This is a genomic window from Nonomuraea rubra (genome assembly GCF_014207985.1).
Classification (GTDB): Bacteria; Actinomycetota; Actinomycetes; order Streptosporangiales; family Streptosporangiaceae; genus Nonomuraea; species Nonomuraea rubra.
In genome coordinates this window covers 10,548,932-10,564,380 of the sequence record NZ_JACHMI010000001.1, presented here as the reverse complement: position 1 = coordinate 10,564,380, position 15,449 = coordinate 10,548,932, and the positions used below count along the sequence as shown (strand labels likewise).

Here is a 15,449-nt window from a genome sequence, read left to right as displayed (position 1 = left end):
TACGATGTGTAGGTGACAGCACCAAAGGCACTCGACGCTCCCCACAAGCCCGCGGGAATCCTCGGCCCCGAGTACCGCACGGCCACCTTAGGCATCCTGCTGGTGGTCACGCTGATCGCCTTCGAGGGCATGTCCGTCGGTGTCGTCATGCCCGACATCGCCAAGGAGCTCGACGCCCTCGACCTGTACGGGCTCAGCTTCTCCGCCTTCCTCATCGCCAGCCTGTTCATGAACGTGGTGGCCGGGCTCTGGTCGGACCGGCGTGGCTACGCGCTGCCGTTCCTGGCGGGGGTGGTGCTGTTCGCGATCGGCATGGCGCTGGCCGGCGCGGCGGGCTCCGCCGAGATGTTCCTGGTGGCTCGGGCCGTGCAGGGGCTGGGCGGCGGGGCCTCCATCGTGGCGCTGTACGTGATGATCGCCCGGGTGTACGCCATGGAGGTGCGGCCCAAGGCGTTCGCCGCCGTCTCGGCCGCCTGGGTGGTGCCCGCGATGGTGGGGCCGTCGGTGGCCGGGTTCGTCGGGGAGCAGTGGGGCTGGCGCTACGTCTTCTACGGGATCGTGCCGCTGGTCGTGCCCGCGCTGGTGATGCTCGTACCGGCGTTGCGGATGGGCTCGGCGAGCGACGCCCGGCCCGGTACCGGGCCGCGCTCCAGGCCGGTCGAGATGACGCTGGCCGCCACCGCGACGGCCGGCGGGGCGGGGTTGCTGCTGCACGGCGTGGACCGGCTGCATGCCAAGGCCGGCGAGGCGAGCGTGGAGACCGTGGTGGGACTGGCGCTGCTGGTCTACGGCCTGTACCGGCTGCTGCCGCCGGGCGCGCTGCGGTTCCGGCGCGGGCTGGCCACGACCGTTCTCATGCGGGGCTTCTTCTCGGCCTCCTTCTTCGGCGTGAACGCCTACATCCCGCTGGCGTTGCAGGACGTGAAGTCCTTCGACATCAAGTCGGCCGGCATCGCGCTGACGACCGGGGCGCTCGGCTGGTCGGCGGGATCGTTCCTGCAGAGCAGGCGGGCCGGTGAGGCGCACAAGCGGATCAGGCTCGGCGCCGGCTGCGTCACCGTCGCGATCCTGATCTGCATGCTCTCCGTCGTACCCGGGGTGACCGGATGGATCTCCGTGCCCGCGTGGATCGTGGCGGGCTTCGGGATGGGGTTCGGCCTGACCACCATCAGCGTCACGGCCATGAAGCAGTCGCCGGTGCACGAGCAGGGCGCGAACTCGGCCGCGCTCTCCGTCACCGACCAGCTCGGCTCGGCGCTGTCGATCGGCATCGGCGGTGCGCTGGTGAACGTGATCGGGCACTCCTCCTCCCAGATCGCCACCGGGTTCCTGGTCATCTGCGCCCTCATGGCGGTCATCTCCCTGAGCGCGACCCTGCTCGCCGGCCGCGTCCGCTGAATTCCGTCCCTCCCGTCACAGCGATCACGGTTCTCCTGATCCCTGTGGCGAGGAGTGATAGGACAGCGGGCAAGGAGGTGCCATGGAGGGTGATCACCGGGTCTGGCCGCCTCACTCGGGGCCCAGGCATCGCCGTACTCCTCCAGAGGACACGGAGCCCGCGTGGGGCGCGCGCCGTGACGAGGAGCAGGAGCCGCCTCGGGATCCGGAACGTTCCGAAGGCCGGGACCGCCCTCCCGAACCGCCGCCGGCCTGGGGGCGCCGGGGCCGGCCGTACGCGGGGGACCCCGGCTGGGGACAGCCCGCGCAGATCCCGCGGCGGCCACATCCGCTCGACCTGGAGCCGGAGGAGCCCGGGTGGAACCCGCGGATCCAGCGGACCGCTCCCCGCGACCCCGGCCCCGCCGGAGGCCAGGACGACGCGCTCCCCCCGTCCGCCCGCCTCCACGGCACTCCCCGCGACCCCGGCGCACGCGGGGGACGGCTCCGGCGGCGCGCGGGGCCCGTGCTGGCGGCGCTGGCTGTCGGGGCAGGGCTGGTGGCGGCGACGGTGGCGGTGGCGCTGTGGCTCACCGCGCCGCCGGGGGACACGGGCCGGCTCAGGGACGCGCTGGCCGGCGTGGCGGCGACGTTGCCGGAGGGCTGGAGCACGGGCGCGGTGCCGCCCGTCACGGGGTTCACCTCGGTCGTACGCGACGGGCACGGCGGCCTCGTGATGGCCAGGCCGGTGCCGGGGCCGGTGAAGGACGCCGAGCAGGCCACGGAGGAGGCGGCGGAGCTGTACTCCAGGCTCCTGCTCAGGGGCGACCGCGTGACGGTCGTCGAGGACCGGCGGCTGCCCGACGGGCACACCCGTGCGCTACGAGCGGAATACCAGGACGTGGTGAACCGCCCGGCGTACCTGAGGGTGATGCTGCTCACCCGCGGGTCCCGCCCCGTCCTGCTGGTCGGGCTGCTGCAACCCGAGGAGAACAGCCGCAGGCAGGCGCTCGACGCGGTGATGACGAGTCTCCGATAAGCCGCATAGCACGTGAGGAAGACCTTGGCCAGAATCCTCGGCTCACGGCACGTCTTGTCGGTGGGCCCGATTACTCTTGGGTCACTGTGAGAGAGCGAAGCACACGAACCCCAGAGGTGATGCGGTGAGCACCTTCGCCGCGTCCCACCTTTCGCCTTCCTATCCCGACCGCGCAGCGTGGGGCACCGCGCCCAAGTTGCGTGCCTGGCAGCAGGAGGCGTTCGACCTCTACTTCAGGCGCGAGCCGCGTGACTTCCTCACCGTGGCGACGCCGGGCGCGGGCAAGACGACCTACGCCCTGCGCATCGCCAGCGAGCTGCTCGCCAACGGGGTGATCAGGGCCGTCACGATCGTGACGCCCACCGAGCACCTCAAGCGCCAGTGGGCCGACGCGGCAGGGCGCGTGGGCATCGCCATCGACCCCGAGTTCAAGAACAGCCAGGGCGCCACCTCGCGCGACTACACCGGGGTGGCGGTGACGTACGCGCAGGTCGCGATGCACCCCGCGCTGCACAGGGCCCGCACCGAGCACCGCAAGACGCTGGTCATCTTCGACGAGATCCACCACGCCGGCGACGCCAAGTCGTGGGGCGACGGCGTGCGCGAGGCGTTCGAGCCCGCCACGCGCCGCCTCCAGCTCACCGGCACGCCGTTCAGGTCCGACGACAACCCCATCCCGTTCGTGGCCTACGAGGAGGACGCGGAGGGCTTCAAGCGCAGCGTCGCCGACTACTCCTACGGCTACGGCCCGGCGCTCGACGACAACGTCGTGCGGCCGGTCATCTTCCTGGCCTACTCCGGCGAGATGAAGTGGCGCACGCGGGCCGGCGACGAGATCGCCGCCACGCTCGGCACCCCGCTCACCAAGGACCAGCTCTCCCAGGCGTGGCGGGCCGCGCTCGACCCGAAGGGCGACTGGATCCGCCAGGTCATGCAGGCCGCCGACCGCCGGCTCACCGAGGTGCGCAGGGGCGTGCCCGACGCGGGCGGCCTGGTCATCGCCACCGACCACGAGACCGCCCGCGCCTACGCCCGCCACCTGCGCAACATCACCGGTGAGGGCGCCACGGTGGTGCTGTCCGACGACCCCGGCGCGTCCAAGAAGATCAAGCAGTTCGCGGCGTCCGAGGATCGCTGGCTGGTGGCCGTGCGCATGGTGTCGGAGGGCGTCGACATCCCCCGCCTGTGCGTCGGGGTCTACGCCACCTCCACCTCGACCCCGCTCTTCTTCGCCCAGGCCGTGGGCCGCTTCGTGCGGGCCCGCAAGCGCGGCGAGACCGCCTCGGTCTTCCTCCCCTCGGTGCCCACGCTCATGGGCCTGGCCAACGAGATGGAGGTCGAGCGCGACCACGTGCTCAACAAGCGGCCTCCCGAGGACGGCCTCGACGACTCGCTGCTGGAGCAGGCCAACCGCAAGCAGGACAATCCGGACGTCCTTGGAGACGAGCTCCCGTTCGAGACGATGGAGACCTCGGCCACGTTCGACCGGGTGCTGTTCGACGGGGGCGAGTTCGGCACCGGCGCCGAGATCGGCTCCGCCGAGGAGGAGGACTTCATCGGCCTGCCCGGCCTGCTGGAGCCCGACCAGGTGGCCCAGCTGCTGCGCAAGCGGCAGTCCGACCAGCAGGCGGCCAAGCGCAAGCAGCAGGTGGAGCCGGCCAAGGAGGAGCTGGCGCCGCACGAGCAGATCGCGGAGCTGCGGCGCGAGCTCAACGGCCTGGTCGGCGCGTGGAACCATCGCACGGGCCAGCCGCACGGGGTGATCCACTCGGAGCTGCGGCGCGCGTGCGGCGGCCCGCCGATCGCCCAGGCGACCGTGGAGCAGATCCAGGAGCGCATCGCCACGATCCGCCGCTGGGCCACCCAGCGGCGCTGAACCGAGTAAGCGGATACGCCCTCCGGCCGGTGCGGGGGGCGTAATTCTCGTGCGGTTCGCCTGTGTTCGGTGAATGAGGGTAGAGAGGGGCTCATTCGGCTTCATTCAACGAAAAAAGGGGCGCGCTCGATCTTTTGATTCGCGGGAATCGAGCAATCGGCGCGGCCGGCGGGAGGAAGAAATGCACGCGCTGTCCCTCGCGTTCACGGCGGGGATCTCCACGGTCATCGACTCCAGGCAGGTGTCCCTCGTCATCCTGACCGTCCTGATAGGGCTGACGGTGGCCGCGATGCGCAAGATGTTCCGCCATACGCATGTTGTCATGGTGGTCGGCGGCACGGGACTCCTGCTCGGGGTTCTCGCCGTCCTTACCCTGGCGTACCTGGTCACCTATCGCGCGATATGACGGCGAAGGCGCGGTGACAGGCGTTTCGGCAGGTCAAAGCGTATGAAACAGCCGTCAGGCCGGTGATTACGATGCGTGACTCTGTGCATTTGGCCACAGAGCAGTGGCCTTCTGTTAGAAGCTCGACGGAAGCGGCAACAACCTCTCTTGGCTGTCTTGCGGATATGCAGAAGGACTTTGCCCATGTCGTCTGAGGCCACCGGAAAATCGACGCTCGCCGTCACTTCCGGCCTCTCTCGAAACGCCATCATCATCAGGCTCGAGGGCGAGCTCGACGTGAACGCGCTGCCGATCCTCCGGGAACACCTGCAGCGCATCTGGGAGCTGCCCCCCAAATCCTTCCTGATCCTGGATCTCGGCGAAGTCTCGTTCTGCGACTCCATGGGGATGAACGAGCTGGTCGACATCATGCAGCGGTGCGAGTCGAGGGGGACGAGGCTGCTGCTGGGAGGAGTTCAGGGGGTGATGGCCCGGGTGTTGTCGATCACCGGGTTGCGGCACGCGTTCGAGGTGTTCGCCGTGTTCGACGACGCGCTGCGGCTGGCCATCGCCCATCCCTGAACTCCCCTCTCAAGCGGCCGGTCCCGGGATGCGGCGGCCGCTGCGGCCGTCCGCCGGTGCGTACCGGGGCTCGCCGTGTAACGGGACCCGCACCGACGCCGTGCCGTCCTTGACGCGGACGGGCAGCGTGAGCACGCCACCCCGGGCCTCGTGCTCCCCGGTGCGCCCGGTCGTGCGCAGCCAGATGAGCATCTTCCTGTCCCTGGCCAGGAGCGTGACCTCGGCGCGGGCGCACTCGCGCGGCGTCGCCGGCCAGGTCAGCAGCAGCTCCCCGCCGGGCTTGGGCTGGGCGGTGCGGGGCACCTGGGCCCGCTCGTCACAGGAGGCCGGCATCGGGGCGGTGCGGGCCGGCGGGGACGGCGGGGACGGCAGGGTGTGGGCGGCGGCGGACCGGGCGGGGATGGCGGGGTGGAGGACGGCGTTCATCGCGATCGTCCCGGCCTCCAGCAGGGCTAACGTCAGGATCGCGCCCGCGCGCTCGGTGTTGCTCCCCCTGATGAGCAGCCACAGGCAGAGGGGGGCGAGAAGAAGCCAGGCCATGCCGAGGGAGAGGGGCAGCATGAGGAACCTCCCGGTGGAATGGAAGAGTGGTCACTCTCCGTGTTACTCCGCCTTCGGAGTGGGTTCGCCCTCTTCGATATCACATGACCTGAGCGTTGCCCAGTGCATACGCTTCGTGATCGCCCGGCTCAGCCCAGGGCAGGCGCTCCCCGCAGGGTGGCGCCTGCCTCGCGCAGCTCCGCGATCGCCGCCTCCGTGGTCGTCGGCGCGACACCGGCCGTCAGGTCAAGCAGCACCCGCACCGCCAGGCCGTGCTTGACCGCGTCGAGGGCCGTGGCCCGCACGCAGTGGTCGGTGGCGATGCCCACCACGTCGACCTCGCGCACCCCGCGCTCCCGCAGCCAGTCGGCCAGCGGCACCCCGTCGCCCGACGTGCCCTCGAAGCCGCTGTACGCCGCCTCGTACGCCCCCTTGCTGAAGACCTCCTCCACCCCGGACACGTCGAACGACGGGTGGAAGTCGGCCCCCGGCGTGCCGGCGACGCAGTGGGCGGGCCAGGTGGAGACGTAGTCGGGGGTTTCGGCGAAATGACTGCCGGGGGAGATGTGGTAGTCGCGGGTCGCCACGACGTGGTCGTAGCCGTGGTCGGCCACGTGGCGGGTGATGCCCGCGGCCACCTCCGAGCCCCCGGCCACGGCCAGGCTGCCGCCCTCGCAGAAGTCGTTCTGCACATCGACGATGATCAACGCGGTGCCCATACGTAGCACGATACGTCAGGAGAATTCGGTGGGGATCGCCGCGTACCCGCGGCCGAGGTGGAGGGCCTCCTGGGGGAGGGTGGCGACGGCGGCGGCGTGGCGGTCGCGGGCGGCGGACAGGGGCTCGCGGCCGACGACCTGGCCGTCGCGGACCAGCTCGTGCAGCAGGGGGATGCCGCCCTCGGGGACGAGGCCGCCGGTGGTGATCAGCTCGGTCTCGGCGTGGCCCTGGTCGTCGAGCAGCCGGTACGCCTCCTTGCGGCCCCCGCGCGACGGCTTGCCCACCGAGCGCTTGGCCACGGCCTCCAGCTTGCCGGTGGCCGTCTCCCGCGCCACCAGCTTGTACACCAGGGCCGCCGTCGGCACGCCCGAGCCGGTCACCAGGGAGGTGCCGACGCCGTAGCCGTCCACGGGGGCGGCGGCGAGCGCGGCGATGGCGTACTCGTCGAGGTCGGAGGTGACCAGGATGCGGGTGTCGAAGGCGCCGAGCGCGTCGAGCTGCTCGCGCACCTCCTGGGCCGCCGCGGCCAGGTCGCCGGAGTCGATGCGGACCGCGCCCAGCTTGGTGCCGGCCAGCTCCACGGCCGTGCGTACGGCGGCGGGCACGTCGTAGGTGTCCACCAGCAGCGTGGTCTCCGGCCCCAGCGAGGCGATCTGGGCCTCGAACGCCGCCCGCTCCGAGTCGTGCAGCAGCGTGAAGGCGTGCGCCGCCGTACCGGCCGTGGGGACCCCGTACATGCGGCCGGCCATCAGGTTGGAGGTGGAGGCGAACCCGGCGAGGTACGCGGCCCTGGCGGCGGCCACCGCGGCGGCCTCGTGCGTGCGGCGCGAGCCCATCTCGATGAGCGGGCGCTTGCCGGCGGCGTTCGTCATGCGGGAGGCGGCGGAGGCGATCGCGCAGTCGTGGTTCAGGATGGACAGCGCGACCGTCTCCAGCAGCACGGCCTCGGCGAACGTGCCCTCCACCACCATGATCGGGGAGGCGGGGAAGTAGAGGTCGCCCTCGCGGTAGCCGTAGATGTTCCCGGAGAATCGGTAATCGGCCAGAAACGCCAGAGTGGCCTCGTCCACGACCCCGTGTTCGCGCAGATAGGTGAGTTCATCGTCACCGAAACGGAAGCGTTCGAGCTCGTCCAGGACACGTCCGGTACCGGCGACGACTCCGTAGCGGCGGCCTCCTGGCAGGTGGCGGGCGAACACCTCGAAGACCGCGCGCCGGTGCGCCGCACCGCTGCGCAGGGCGGCCTGCAGCATCGTCAGCTCATAGTGATCTGTGAGCAACGCAGTGCTCATGGTCATTGTCACGACTCGAAGACTACGGCCCAGATAGGGCAGACTCGGGGATGTGGGTAGCACCGCTCCAATCGCCGTCGAGCGTCCGTCATCGGACGTCCGGCCCGATCTGCCATGGGTGACCATCGTCTGGAATGACCCGGTCAACCTCATGTCCTACGTGACCTATGTCTTCCAAACGGTCTTCGGCTACAGCCGGGAGAAGGCCGAGAAACTGATGCTGGACGTGCACCAGAAGGGCAAGGCTGTCGTGTCCAGTGGCACGCGCGAGGAGATGGAAAGAGATGTGCAGATTCTCCACTCCTACGGCCTGTGGGCGACGCTCCAGCCGGACTCGGTCAAGTGAATCTTTCGAGGTCAGTGAGGCGGCATCGGTGAGTTCGGGGTTCTCGCGGGGGAGAAACGGCAGCGTCGTGGCGGAGTTCGAGGCCGCCGAGGTCTCGCTGCTGCGCTCGCTCGTCTCCATGATGCTGGGCATCGTCTCGCCCGGGCAGACCAGCGACGACCCGCTGGAGCGGGCGCTGGGCATCGGTGACGGGGCGGCGCCGTCGGATCCGGTGCTGGCCAGGCTGTTCCCGTCGGCGTACGAGGACGAGAAGGAGTCGGTGGAGTTCCGCCGCTACACCGAGGCCACGCTGCGCGACGGCAAGCGGGCCGACGCGCAGACCGTGCACGAGACCGCGCGGTCGGGGCGGTTCGAGCTGTCGCCGGAGGAGGCGCAGGCGTGGCTGCGCTCGCTCAACGACCTGCGCCTGACGCTCGGCACCAAGCTCGACGTGACCGAAGAGGTGCACGACGAGATCGCGACGATGTCCGAGGACGACCCCCGTTACCCGGCCTACGTCACCTACGACTGGTTGACCTACCTCCAGGACAGCCTGGTCCGGGCGCTCTGGTAATTTCCGGGCATGCTGTCGATCTCGCAGGAACTGGTGGACAAGATCGTCGCCCATGCGCGGGCCGATCACCCGGACGAGGCGTGCGGCGTGATCGCGGGGAAGAACGGCGTGCCCGAGCGGTTCATCCCCATGGAGAACGCCGAGCGTTCCCCGACCTTCTACCGCTTCGACTCCATGGAGCAGTTCCGGGTGTGGCGGGAGATGGACGACCTGGACGAGGAGCCGGTCGTGATCTACCACTCCCACACCGCCACCGAGGCGTACCCGTCGCGCACCGACATCTCCTATGCCTCCGAGCCCGGCGCCCACTACGTCCTGGTCTCCACCAGGGACGAGCACGAGGTGGAGTTCCGCTCCTACCGCATCCTCGAGGGTGTCGTCACGGAGGAAGAGGTAAGGTTTCTCCCATGATGGTCAGGCCGGTGCAGAGCTTCCTCTTTGCGCACACTCCTGCTGTCGTCGTCTACGACTGTCCGTGACTCGGAATCCGCATCCAGCCATCGGCGTTGCATGCCGATGGGACGACGACCTGACCTGAGGAGACTGACCGCGATGGCCATCGAGGTTCGCATTCCGACCATCCTGCGTAGCTACACCGACGGCGCCAAGGCCGTGAACGCCGAGGGCGCCACGCTCGAAGAGCTGATCAGCAACCTTGAGGCCGCTCACCCCGGCATCAAGGAGCGCCTGGTCGACGACGGCAGCCTGCGCCGCTTCGTCAACGTCTACCTGAACGACGAGGACGTGCGCTTCCTCGGCGGCCTCGGCACGCCGGTGTCCGACGGCGACACGGTGACCGTGCTTCCCGCAGTCGCCGGCGGGTGACATGCGTTTCGACTCACTGATCGACTCGGTCGGCCGTACTCCTCTGGTGGGGTTGCCGAGGTTGTCGCCCTCCGCCGACGTGCGGATCTGGGCCAAGCTGGAGGACCGCAACCCGACCGGCTCGATCAAGGACCGGCCGGCCCTGTGGATGATCCAGGAGGCCGAGAAGGACGGGCTGCTCACGCCGGGCTGCACGATCCTGGAGCCGACCAGCGGCAACACCGGCATCTCGCTGGCCATGTCGGCCAAGCTCAAGGGCTACAAGCTGATCTGCGTGATGCCGGAGAACACCTCGGAGGAGCGCCGCCAGCTCCTGCGCATGTGGGGGGCCGAGATCATCTCCTCGCCCGCCGCGGGCGGCTCCAACGAGGCCGTGCGGGTGGCCAAGGGGCTGGCCGCCGAGCACCCCGACTGGGTGATGCTCTACCAGTACGGCAACCCGGCCAACTGGCGCTCCCACTACGAGAGCACGGGCCCCGAGATCCTGGAGGACCTGCCCACGGTCACCCACTTCGTGGCCGGGCTCGGCACGACCGGCACCCTGATGGGCGTCGGCCGGTTCCTGCGCGAGCGGGTGCCGGGCGTGCAGATCGTCGCCGCCGAGCCGCGTTACGGCGAGCTGGTGTACGGGCTGCGCAACGTGGACGAGGGGTTCATCCCCGAGCTCTACGACGAGTCGGTGCTGACCACCCGCTTCTCCGTGGGCTCGGCCGACGCGCTGCGCCGCACCCGCGAGCTGCTGGCCTCCGAGGGCATCTTCGCCGGTGTCTCCACCGGGGCCGCGCTGCACGCCGCGCTGGGCGTGGCCGCGAAGGCCGTCAAGGCGGGCGAGCGGGCCGACGTCGTGTTCGTGGTGGCCGACGGCGGCTGGAAGTACCTGTCCACGGGCGCCTACGAGGGCACCCTGGACGAGGCGGAGGAGCGCCTGGAAGGCCAGCTCTGGGCCTAGCGGGACAAGACTGGCGGGACAAGAAGGAAGGGCGGCCGGTCCTCGTCGACCGGCCGCCCTTCCGTTCTATCGCCCTCAGTTGAACAGCAGCCGCAGCGAGAACGTCGCCTCGGTGTCGGTCTGCGTGCCGCTCAGCCCCACGGCGCGCAGCACCTGGGCGTTGGCCTTGTCGTCGCCCTCCATGGAGGCCAGGTAGAGCTTCTCGACCTTGTCCAGGTCCACGAAGAGCGCGTAGTTCACGTCGGCCGCGTTGGGGATCGCGGTCTGGAACGTCTCGGAGTCGCCGAGCGTGCCCTCCTCGGCGAGCTTCTTGGCGTACTCGTCGGTCGTCGCCGCGGTGAAGACGCCGTCACCGGTGGCCTTGGCGATCTGCGGGGCGGTCCCGCCGTTCTGCGTGAGCGCCGCCTGCACCTTGTCGAGGACCGCCTGCACCTTGGCCGGGTCGTCGGTCGTCACGCGCACGCCGCCCTTGACCTGGTCGCCGTCCAGGCCCTCGCTGTCGACGGCGACCGTGAAGTTCTTGCCGAAGACCGTGGCCAGGTCGGCGGGCAGCTGCAGGCCGAACTGGGTCTCGGCCTGCTGCAGCAGCTGGCGGATCTGGGTGCCGCCGGCCGCCGTGGCCTGCTTCTCGATCTCGGCCCACTGCTTGGTGATCGCCTGGTCGAGGCCGGAGAACGACAGCGCGCCGGCCGTGGAGGCGGGCAGGGTGGCGAGGTCGGCCTTGGGCAGGTCGCCCTGCGGGGTCAGGCCCTTGGCGCCGCGCACGATGCCGGCGAGCTCGACGTAGGCGCTGTCGAAGCGCAGGGCGCCGGCGAACCTGGCGTCCTTGGCCTGCTCGACGGCCGCCTGCTGCTCGGCCGGGATCTCCTTCTTGGCCAGCTCGATCAGGCCGCCCATGTCGGCCCAGAAGGACAGCACGCCCTGCTCGCCGACCGCGCCCATGTCCTCGCTGAACTCGGCGTTGTCGGACAGGCTGCCCTCACCCTGGGCGTACTTGTCGGCCAGGGCCTGGGTGGAGCTCAGCAGCGCGTAGTCCTCGCGGAAGGCCAGGCCGTACTTGTCGCCCTCCATGAGCTTGGCGATGCCGGCCTTGGCCAGCTCCTGGTCCTTGACCTGGACGGCCACCGCGAAGTCGGGCTCCTCCTTGCCGGAGGGGACGGCGGCGAAGCCGACGCGGCTGCCCAGCCACGGGTCGACGTCCTTGGCGAAGTCGAGCTTGCTGTCGGAGTCCTGCTCGTTGATCAGGTCGAACAGCGCCTTGCGCGGGTCCTCGCCGGAGAAGGAGTCCTTGGTGACCGTGAACTTCCTGGCGAGCTGGAACAGTGCCAGCTTCTGGTTCGCGGCCGGGTCGAGGTCGAGGCGGGCGTAGGCGATCGAGTTGGCGGGCAGCACGTCGTTCGGCTGGGTGCCGCCGCCGCCGAAGGCCCCCACGGCCCAGACCGCGCCGCCGCCGAGCAGGATCACGGCGAGTGCCGCCGCGACGGCGATGATCCAGCTCTTGCGGCCCTTCTTCGGCGGCTCCTGGCCGAAGCCGTCGGGGCCCTGGTGCTGCCAGCCACCCTGGGCGTACTGGCCCTGCTGCTGCCAGCCCTGCTGCGAGCCGACCTGCTCCTGCTGCCAGCCCTGCTGCGGTTGCTGCTGTTGCCAGCCCTGGTCCTGCTGCCAGCCCTGCTGGGGCTGCTGGCCGCCGTACTGGGGCGCGCCGCCGTAGGAGGGCTGCTGCTGGCCGTACTGGGAGCCGTAGTCGGGCTGCTGGCCGTAGGACGCCTGCTGGCCGTAGGCACCCTGACCTTGAGCGTCGTACTGCGGCTGCTGGCCGTACTGCTGCTGCTGGTACGGCTGCTGCGGCGGGTAGGGCGGGCCCGGATACTGAGCCGTCGGCTGCTGCTCCGGCTGCCCCTGGTTCCAGTTGTACGCCGTGGTCCGGTCGGGATCCTGGCCATAGGGGGGATTGTTCGCAGACATCACTCAACTCACAAAGTGGACTTTTGACCACAGAGAAAGTAGCTGATGTTGCTAGACGGGCGCTTGCAATGTGCTGAAGTTGGAATTAGACGCGGTTCAGCTCTTTTCTCAGGACATCGATGTGGACCTCCCCGTCTCCGTAGTCCGTGACGTGCTCCCACGGCACGAACGTGCACCCGGCGTAGACCGCCCGCGCCAGGGATCGCGAGATCCAGGCCGATCGGCCCTGGCGATCACGGGTGAGGCCGAGCAGGAGCGGAGCCCGGCGGCTGGAGACGACGAGGCCGTAGACCGTGTGGCTCTGCTGGAGCTCGCCCTTGTGCTTGACCACCCGGATGTCCACCACGAAACCGACCCACACCCCGTTGGAGTCCCAAACGGACTGACCGATGAGTTCGGTGACACTTGCCATGATCAAACGTTGTCAGCCGAATCACGTTTTCGCAGGTAGGCGCGCTGAGGGAGGAATGCTCTAGAGTGTCTAGAACATAGTTCCAGAGATGAGGCAGGGCGGATGACCAAGTTCGACGAGGCCACGCAGGCGATCAGGGTGGACGAGAACACCTATGACGTGTGTCTCGACCCTGGATACGCGATCGGCGGCCCGCTCAACGGCGGCTACCTGATGGCCGTGATCCTGCGCGCGGCGGTGGACGCCTCGCCGTTCGAACATCCCGTGAGCCAGACGGCGCAGTTCCTGAAAGCACCGGTCGCCGGGCCCGCGCAGGTCAGGATCGAGCCGCTGAAGGCGGGCAGGACGGCCGCGTTCGCCAGGGCGACGCTGGTGCAGGACGGTGTGGCACAGATCGAGGGCCTGATCACGACGGCCACGCTGCAGGACGTCGAGCCGGTCTACCAGGACGAGGCGGCCCACACCCTGCCCCCGATCGAGGACTGCGCCAAGCTCCCCGACCCCAAGCCCGAGTCGGGCATGACCCTGAACGCCCAGATGGACCTGCTCTTCGACCCGCCCACGATCGGCTGGCTGAAGGGGCAGCCCACCGGCAGGCCGGAGTCGCGGGCGTACTTCAGGATGGCCGAGCCCCAGGACCCGGACCCGTACGTGCTCGCACTGGCCGTGGACGCGCTGCCGCCCGTGGTGTTCTCCGCCGGAGGGCGCGGCTGGGCGCCCACCGTGGACCTCACCTGGCACCTGCGCGCCCTGCCCGCGCCCGGCTGGCTCACGCTGCTCGGCAGCGGCCGGCTGGTCTCCGACGGCTGGTTCGACGAGGAGGTCGAGGTACGCGACTCCACCGGCCGCCTCGTCGCCCAGTCACGCCAGCTCGCCCGCGTCGGAAGAGGCTGAAATATCGCGCTAAATGCGCGCCTTCTGTGAGGAAGGCAACATCGTTCTCCGCCACACGTGTCGCAGTGTGAGCATTCTTACGCAGTGTTGATCGTGCAGGTCGCCTACCCTCTAGAGCGTGCCGGACGCGAGTATTGGGATCTTCGACAGCGGGGTCGGCGGCCTGACGGTCGCCCGCGCGATCATCGATCAGCTGCCCCAGGAATCCATCACCTACGTGGCCGACACGGCCCACCAGCCGTACGGGCCCAAGCGCCTCGCGGAGCTGCGGGCCTACGCCCTGGAGGTCATGGACCACCTGGTCGAGCAGGACGTCAAGATGCTCGTGATCGCGTGCAACAGCGCCAGCTCCGCCGTGCTGCGCGACGCCCGCGAACGTTACGACGTCCCCGTCGTCGAAGTGATCATGCCGGCCACCAGGCGCGCGGTGCGCGCCACCCGCAACGGCAGGGTCGGCGTGATCGCCACCAGGGCCACCATCGACTCCATGGCCTATCACGACGCCTTCACCGCGGCGCCCGACGTCCTGCTCACCGGCGTGGCCGCCCCACGCCTGGTGGAGTACGTCGAGCGTGGGGAGACGATGAGCGACGAGCTCATCGAGGTCGTGCGCGAGTACCTGGAGCCCATCAGGGCCGCCGGGTGCGACACGCTCATCCTCGGCTGCACGCACTACCCGCTGCTCACCGGCGCCATCTCCTACGTCGCCGGCGAAGGGGTCACGCTCATCTCCAGCGCCGACGAGACGGCCAAGGACGTCTACCGGATCCTGCACGACCGCGATCTGGCGGCGGGAGGCGAGGCCACCCCCCGGCACCGCTTCCGCGCCACCGGCGACTCCCTGCTCTTCGCCCGGCTCGGGCGACGGTTCCTGGGCCCGGAGATCGAGGTGGTCGAAGTCGCACCAGTGGGGGGTACTACCTATAACGGGAGGCCCACATGAAGGTGACCATCGTCGGCTGTTCCGGGAGCTACCCCGGCCCCGACAGCCCCGCATCCTGCTACCTCCTCGAAGCCGACGGGTTCAGGCTGCTGCTCGACCTCGGCAGCGGGTCGCTGGGCGCGCTGCAACGCCACATCGGCCTGTACGACGTGGACGCCATCTGCCTATCGCACCTGCATGCCGATCATTGCCTCGACATCTGCGGCTACCACGTGGCGCGCACGTACGGGCCCGCGGCGCCGTACCCCGCCGTGCCGGTCTACGCGCCCGCCGGCGCGCCCGCCCGGCTGGCGGCCGCGTACGGCATGCCGGAGGAGCCCGGGCTGGAGACGGCCTTCGAGTTCGTGGCGCTGCGGCCGGGCGCGTACGAGATCGGGCCGTTCACGCTCACCGCCGGCCTGGTCAACCACCCGGTCGAGGCGTACGGGTTCCGGGTCGCCAACGGCGGCAGGAGCGTCGCCTACTCGGGTGACACCGGGGAGTCGAACGAGCTGGTCAAGCTGGCCGCGGGCACCGACCTGCTGCTGTGCGAGGCGTCGTTCGTGGAGGGCCCCGACCTGCCTCCCGACCTGCACCTCACCGGCCGCCAGGCGGCCGAGCACGCGGCGAAGGCCGACGTGGGCAGGCTCGTGCTCACCCACCTCGTCCCCTGGAACGACCAGGCCACCGTGCTGGAGGAGGCCTCGGGCGGCGGTTACGCGGGCCCGGTCGAGCTGGCCCGCAGCGGCGCCGTGTACGACCTGGCCTGACC

The 15,449-nt window shown here is 70.0% G+C and carries 18 protein-coding genes; 13 read left to right on the top strand and 5 right to left on the bottom strand.

The features are described 5' to 3' along the window. The first annotated feature begins 12 nt into the window (after positions 1–12). From HD593_RS48110 to HD593_RS48090, 5 genes are all read left to right on the top strand, one after another. Entirely contained in the window at positions 13–1,398 is a 1,386-nt protein-coding gene (locus tag HD593_RS48110) for an MFS transporter (protein ID WP_185109570.1), read from the top strand. Between the two features lie 82 nt (positions 1,399–1,480). Then, positions 1,481–2,416 (top strand): hypothetical protein, encoded by a 936-nt coding sequence (locus HD593_RS48105; protein WP_185109569.1) that lies wholly within the window; start codon positions 1,481–1,483, stop codon positions 2,414–2,416. A gap of 124 nt (positions 2,417–2,540) precedes the next feature. Further along, entirely contained in the window at positions 2,541–4,292 is a 1,752-nt protein-coding gene (locus HD593_RS48100; RefSeq protein ID WP_185109568.1) for a DEAD/DEAH box helicase, read from the top strand. 181 nt (positions 4,293–4,473) lie between these two features. Then, a complete protein-coding gene (locus HD593_RS48095) occupies positions 4,474–4,698 on the top strand; it encodes a hypothetical protein (RefSeq protein ID WP_185109567.1) in 225 nt (74 codons plus the stop codon). Positions 4,699–4,881: 183 nt separating this feature from the next. After that, the gene (locus HD593_RS48090; protein WP_185109566.1) at positions 4,882–5,259 is read left to right on the top strand and encodes an STAS domain-containing protein; all 378 of its coding nucleotides are present in this window, start codon (positions 4,882–4,884) and stop codon (positions 5,257–5,259) included. 9 nt (positions 5,260–5,268) lie between these two features. Here HD593_RS48090 and HD593_RS48085 read toward each other — a convergent pair whose 3' ends face one another. The 3 genes from HD593_RS48085 to HD593_RS48075 all read right to left on the bottom strand — a co-directional run bounded on the left by HD593_RS48085 (position 5,269) and on the right by HD593_RS48075 (position 7,817). Beyond that, the gene (locus HD593_RS48085; protein ID WP_185109565.1) at positions 5,269–5,820 is read right to left on the bottom strand and encodes a hypothetical protein; all 552 of its coding nucleotides are present in this window, start codon (positions 5,818–5,820) and stop codon (positions 5,269–5,271) included. Between the two features lie 128 nt (positions 5,821–5,948). Further along, complete coding sequence (locus tag HD593_RS48080) at positions 5,949–6,518, bottom strand: nicotinamidase (protein ID WP_185109564.1); 570 nt, start codon at positions 6,516–6,518, stop codon at positions 5,949–5,951. Between the two features lie 15 nt (positions 6,519–6,533). Beyond that, the gene (locus HD593_RS48075) at positions 6,534–7,817 is read right to left on the bottom strand and encodes a nicotinate phosphoribosyltransferase (RefSeq protein ID WP_185109563.1); all 1,284 of its coding nucleotides are present in this window, start codon (positions 7,815–7,817) and stop codon (positions 6,534–6,536) included. 46 nt (positions 7,818–7,863) lie between these two features. Here HD593_RS48075 and clpS point away from each other — a divergent pair, with 46 nt between their 5' ends. From clpS to HD593_RS48050, 5 genes are all read left to right on the top strand, one after another. Next, positions 7,864–8,157: an ATP-dependent Clp protease adapter ClpS gene (gene clpS, locus HD593_RS48070; protein WP_185109562.1), complete on the top strand. Its 294-nt coding sequence runs from the start codon at positions 7,864–7,866 to the stop codon at positions 8,155–8,157. A 28-nt stretch (positions 8,158–8,185) separates the two neighbouring features. Further along, entirely contained in the window at positions 8,186–8,710 is a 525-nt protein-coding gene (locus tag HD593_RS48065) for a DUF2017 domain-containing protein (RefSeq protein WP_185109561.1), read from the top strand. Between the two features lie 9 nt (positions 8,711–8,719). Then, positions 8,720–9,121, top strand: a complete 402-nt coding sequence (locus tag HD593_RS48060) for a M67 family metallopeptidase (protein ID WP_185109560.1) — start codon at positions 8,720–8,722, stop codon at positions 9,119–9,121. A gap of 141 nt (positions 9,122–9,262) precedes the next feature. Then, the gene (locus tag HD593_RS48055; protein WP_185109559.1) at positions 9,263–9,535 is read left to right on the top strand and encodes a MoaD/ThiS family protein; all 273 of its coding nucleotides are present in this window, start codon (positions 9,263–9,265) and stop codon (positions 9,533–9,535) included. A gap of 1 nt (position 9,536) precedes the next feature. Then, positions 9,537–10,484, top strand: coding sequence for a PLP-dependent cysteine synthase family protein (locus HD593_RS48050; RefSeq protein ID WP_185109558.1), 948 nt, complete (start codon positions 9,537–9,539; stop codon positions 10,482–10,484). A gap of 75 nt (positions 10,485–10,559) precedes the next feature. Here the strand turns inward: HD593_RS48050 and HD593_RS48045 are convergent, their stop codons facing one another. Together HD593_RS48045 and HD593_RS48040 are read right to left on the bottom strand one after the other, a co-directional pair. After that, the gene (locus tag HD593_RS48045) at positions 10,560–12,449 is read right to left on the bottom strand and encodes a DUF3352 domain-containing protein (protein WP_185109557.1); all 1,890 of its coding nucleotides are present in this window, start codon (positions 12,447–12,449) and stop codon (positions 10,560–10,562) included. A gap of 85 nt (positions 12,450–12,534) precedes the next feature. Continuing rightward, positions 12,535–12,861 carry a hypothetical protein gene (locus tag HD593_RS48040; RefSeq protein ID WP_185109556.1) on the bottom strand — a complete coding sequence of 109 codons (327 nt, stop codon included), beginning with the start codon at positions 12,859–12,861 and terminating at the stop codon, positions 12,535–12,537. Positions 12,862–12,963: 102 nt separating this feature from the next. Between HD593_RS48040 and HD593_RS48035 the strand changes: the two genes are divergently transcribed. From HD593_RS48035 to HD593_RS48025, 3 genes are all read left to right on the top strand, one after another. Then, entirely contained in the window at positions 12,964–13,755 is a 792-nt protein-coding gene (locus HD593_RS48035; protein WP_185109555.1) for a thioesterase family protein, read from the top strand. Positions 13,756–13,873: 118 nt separating this feature from the next. Next, complete coding sequence (murI, locus tag HD593_RS48030; RefSeq protein WP_185109554.1) at positions 13,874–14,698, top strand: glutamate racemase; 825 nt, start codon at positions 13,874–13,876, stop codon at positions 14,696–14,698. After that, entirely contained in the window at positions 14,695–15,447 is a 753-nt protein-coding gene (locus HD593_RS48025) for an MBL fold metallo-hydrolase (protein WP_185109553.1), read from the top strand. Before murI ends, HD593_RS48025 begins: the two co-directional genes overlap by 4 nt. Positions 15,448–15,449 lie beyond the last annotated feature (2 nt).

Excerpts from the sequence above, each read along its gene's own strand:
- HD593_RS48105 (WP_185109569.1), top strand. The coding sequence starts at position 1,481 with ATGGAGGGTGATCACCGGGTCTGGCCGCCTCACTCGGGGCCCAGGCAT.
- HD593_RS48095 (WP_185109567.1), top strand. The coding sequence starts at position 4,474 with ATGCACGCGCTGTCCCTCGCGTTCACGGCGGGGATCTCCACGGTCATC.
- HD593_RS48090 (WP_185109566.1), top strand. The coding sequence starts at position 4,882 with ATGTCGTCTGAGGCCACCGGAAAATCGACGCTCGCCGTCACTTCCGGC.
- HD593_RS48085 (WP_185109565.1), bottom strand. The coding sequence starts at position 5,820 with ATGCTGCCCCTCTCCCTCGGCATGGCCTGGCTTCTTCTCGCCCCCCTC.
- HD593_RS48080 (WP_185109564.1), bottom strand. The coding sequence starts at position 6,518 with ATGGGCACCGCGTTGATCATCGTCGATGTGCAGAACGACTTCTGCGAG.
- HD593_RS48075 (WP_185109563.1), bottom strand. The coding sequence starts at position 7,817 with ATGACCATGAGCACTGCGTTGCTCACAGATCACTATGAGCTGACGATG.
- HD593_RS48060 (WP_185109560.1), top strand. The coding sequence starts at position 8,720 with ATGCTGTCGATCTCGCAGGAACTGGTGGACAAGATCGTCGCCCATGCG.
- HD593_RS48055 (WP_185109559.1), top strand. The coding sequence starts at position 9,263 with ATGGCCATCGAGGTTCGCATTCCGACCATCCTGCGTAGCTACACCGAC.
- HD593_RS48050 (WP_185109558.1), top strand. The coding sequence starts at position 9,537 with ATGCGTTTCGACTCACTGATCGACTCGGTCGGCCGTACTCCTCTGGTG.
- HD593_RS48045 (WP_185109557.1), bottom strand. The coding sequence starts at position 12,449 with ATGTCTGCGAACAATCCCCCCTATGGCCAGGATCCCGACCGGACCACG.
- HD593_RS48040 (WP_185109556.1), bottom strand. The coding sequence starts at position 12,861 with ATGGCAAGTGTCACCGAACTCATCGGTCAGTCCGTTTGGGACTCCAAC.
- HD593_RS48035 (WP_185109555.1), top strand. The coding sequence starts at position 12,964 with ATGACCAAGTTCGACGAGGCCACGCAGGCGATCAGGGTGGACGAGAAC.
- HD593_RS48025 (WP_185109553.1), top strand. The coding sequence starts at position 14,695 with ATGAAGGTGACCATCGTCGGCTGTTCCGGGAGCTACCCCGGCCCCGAC.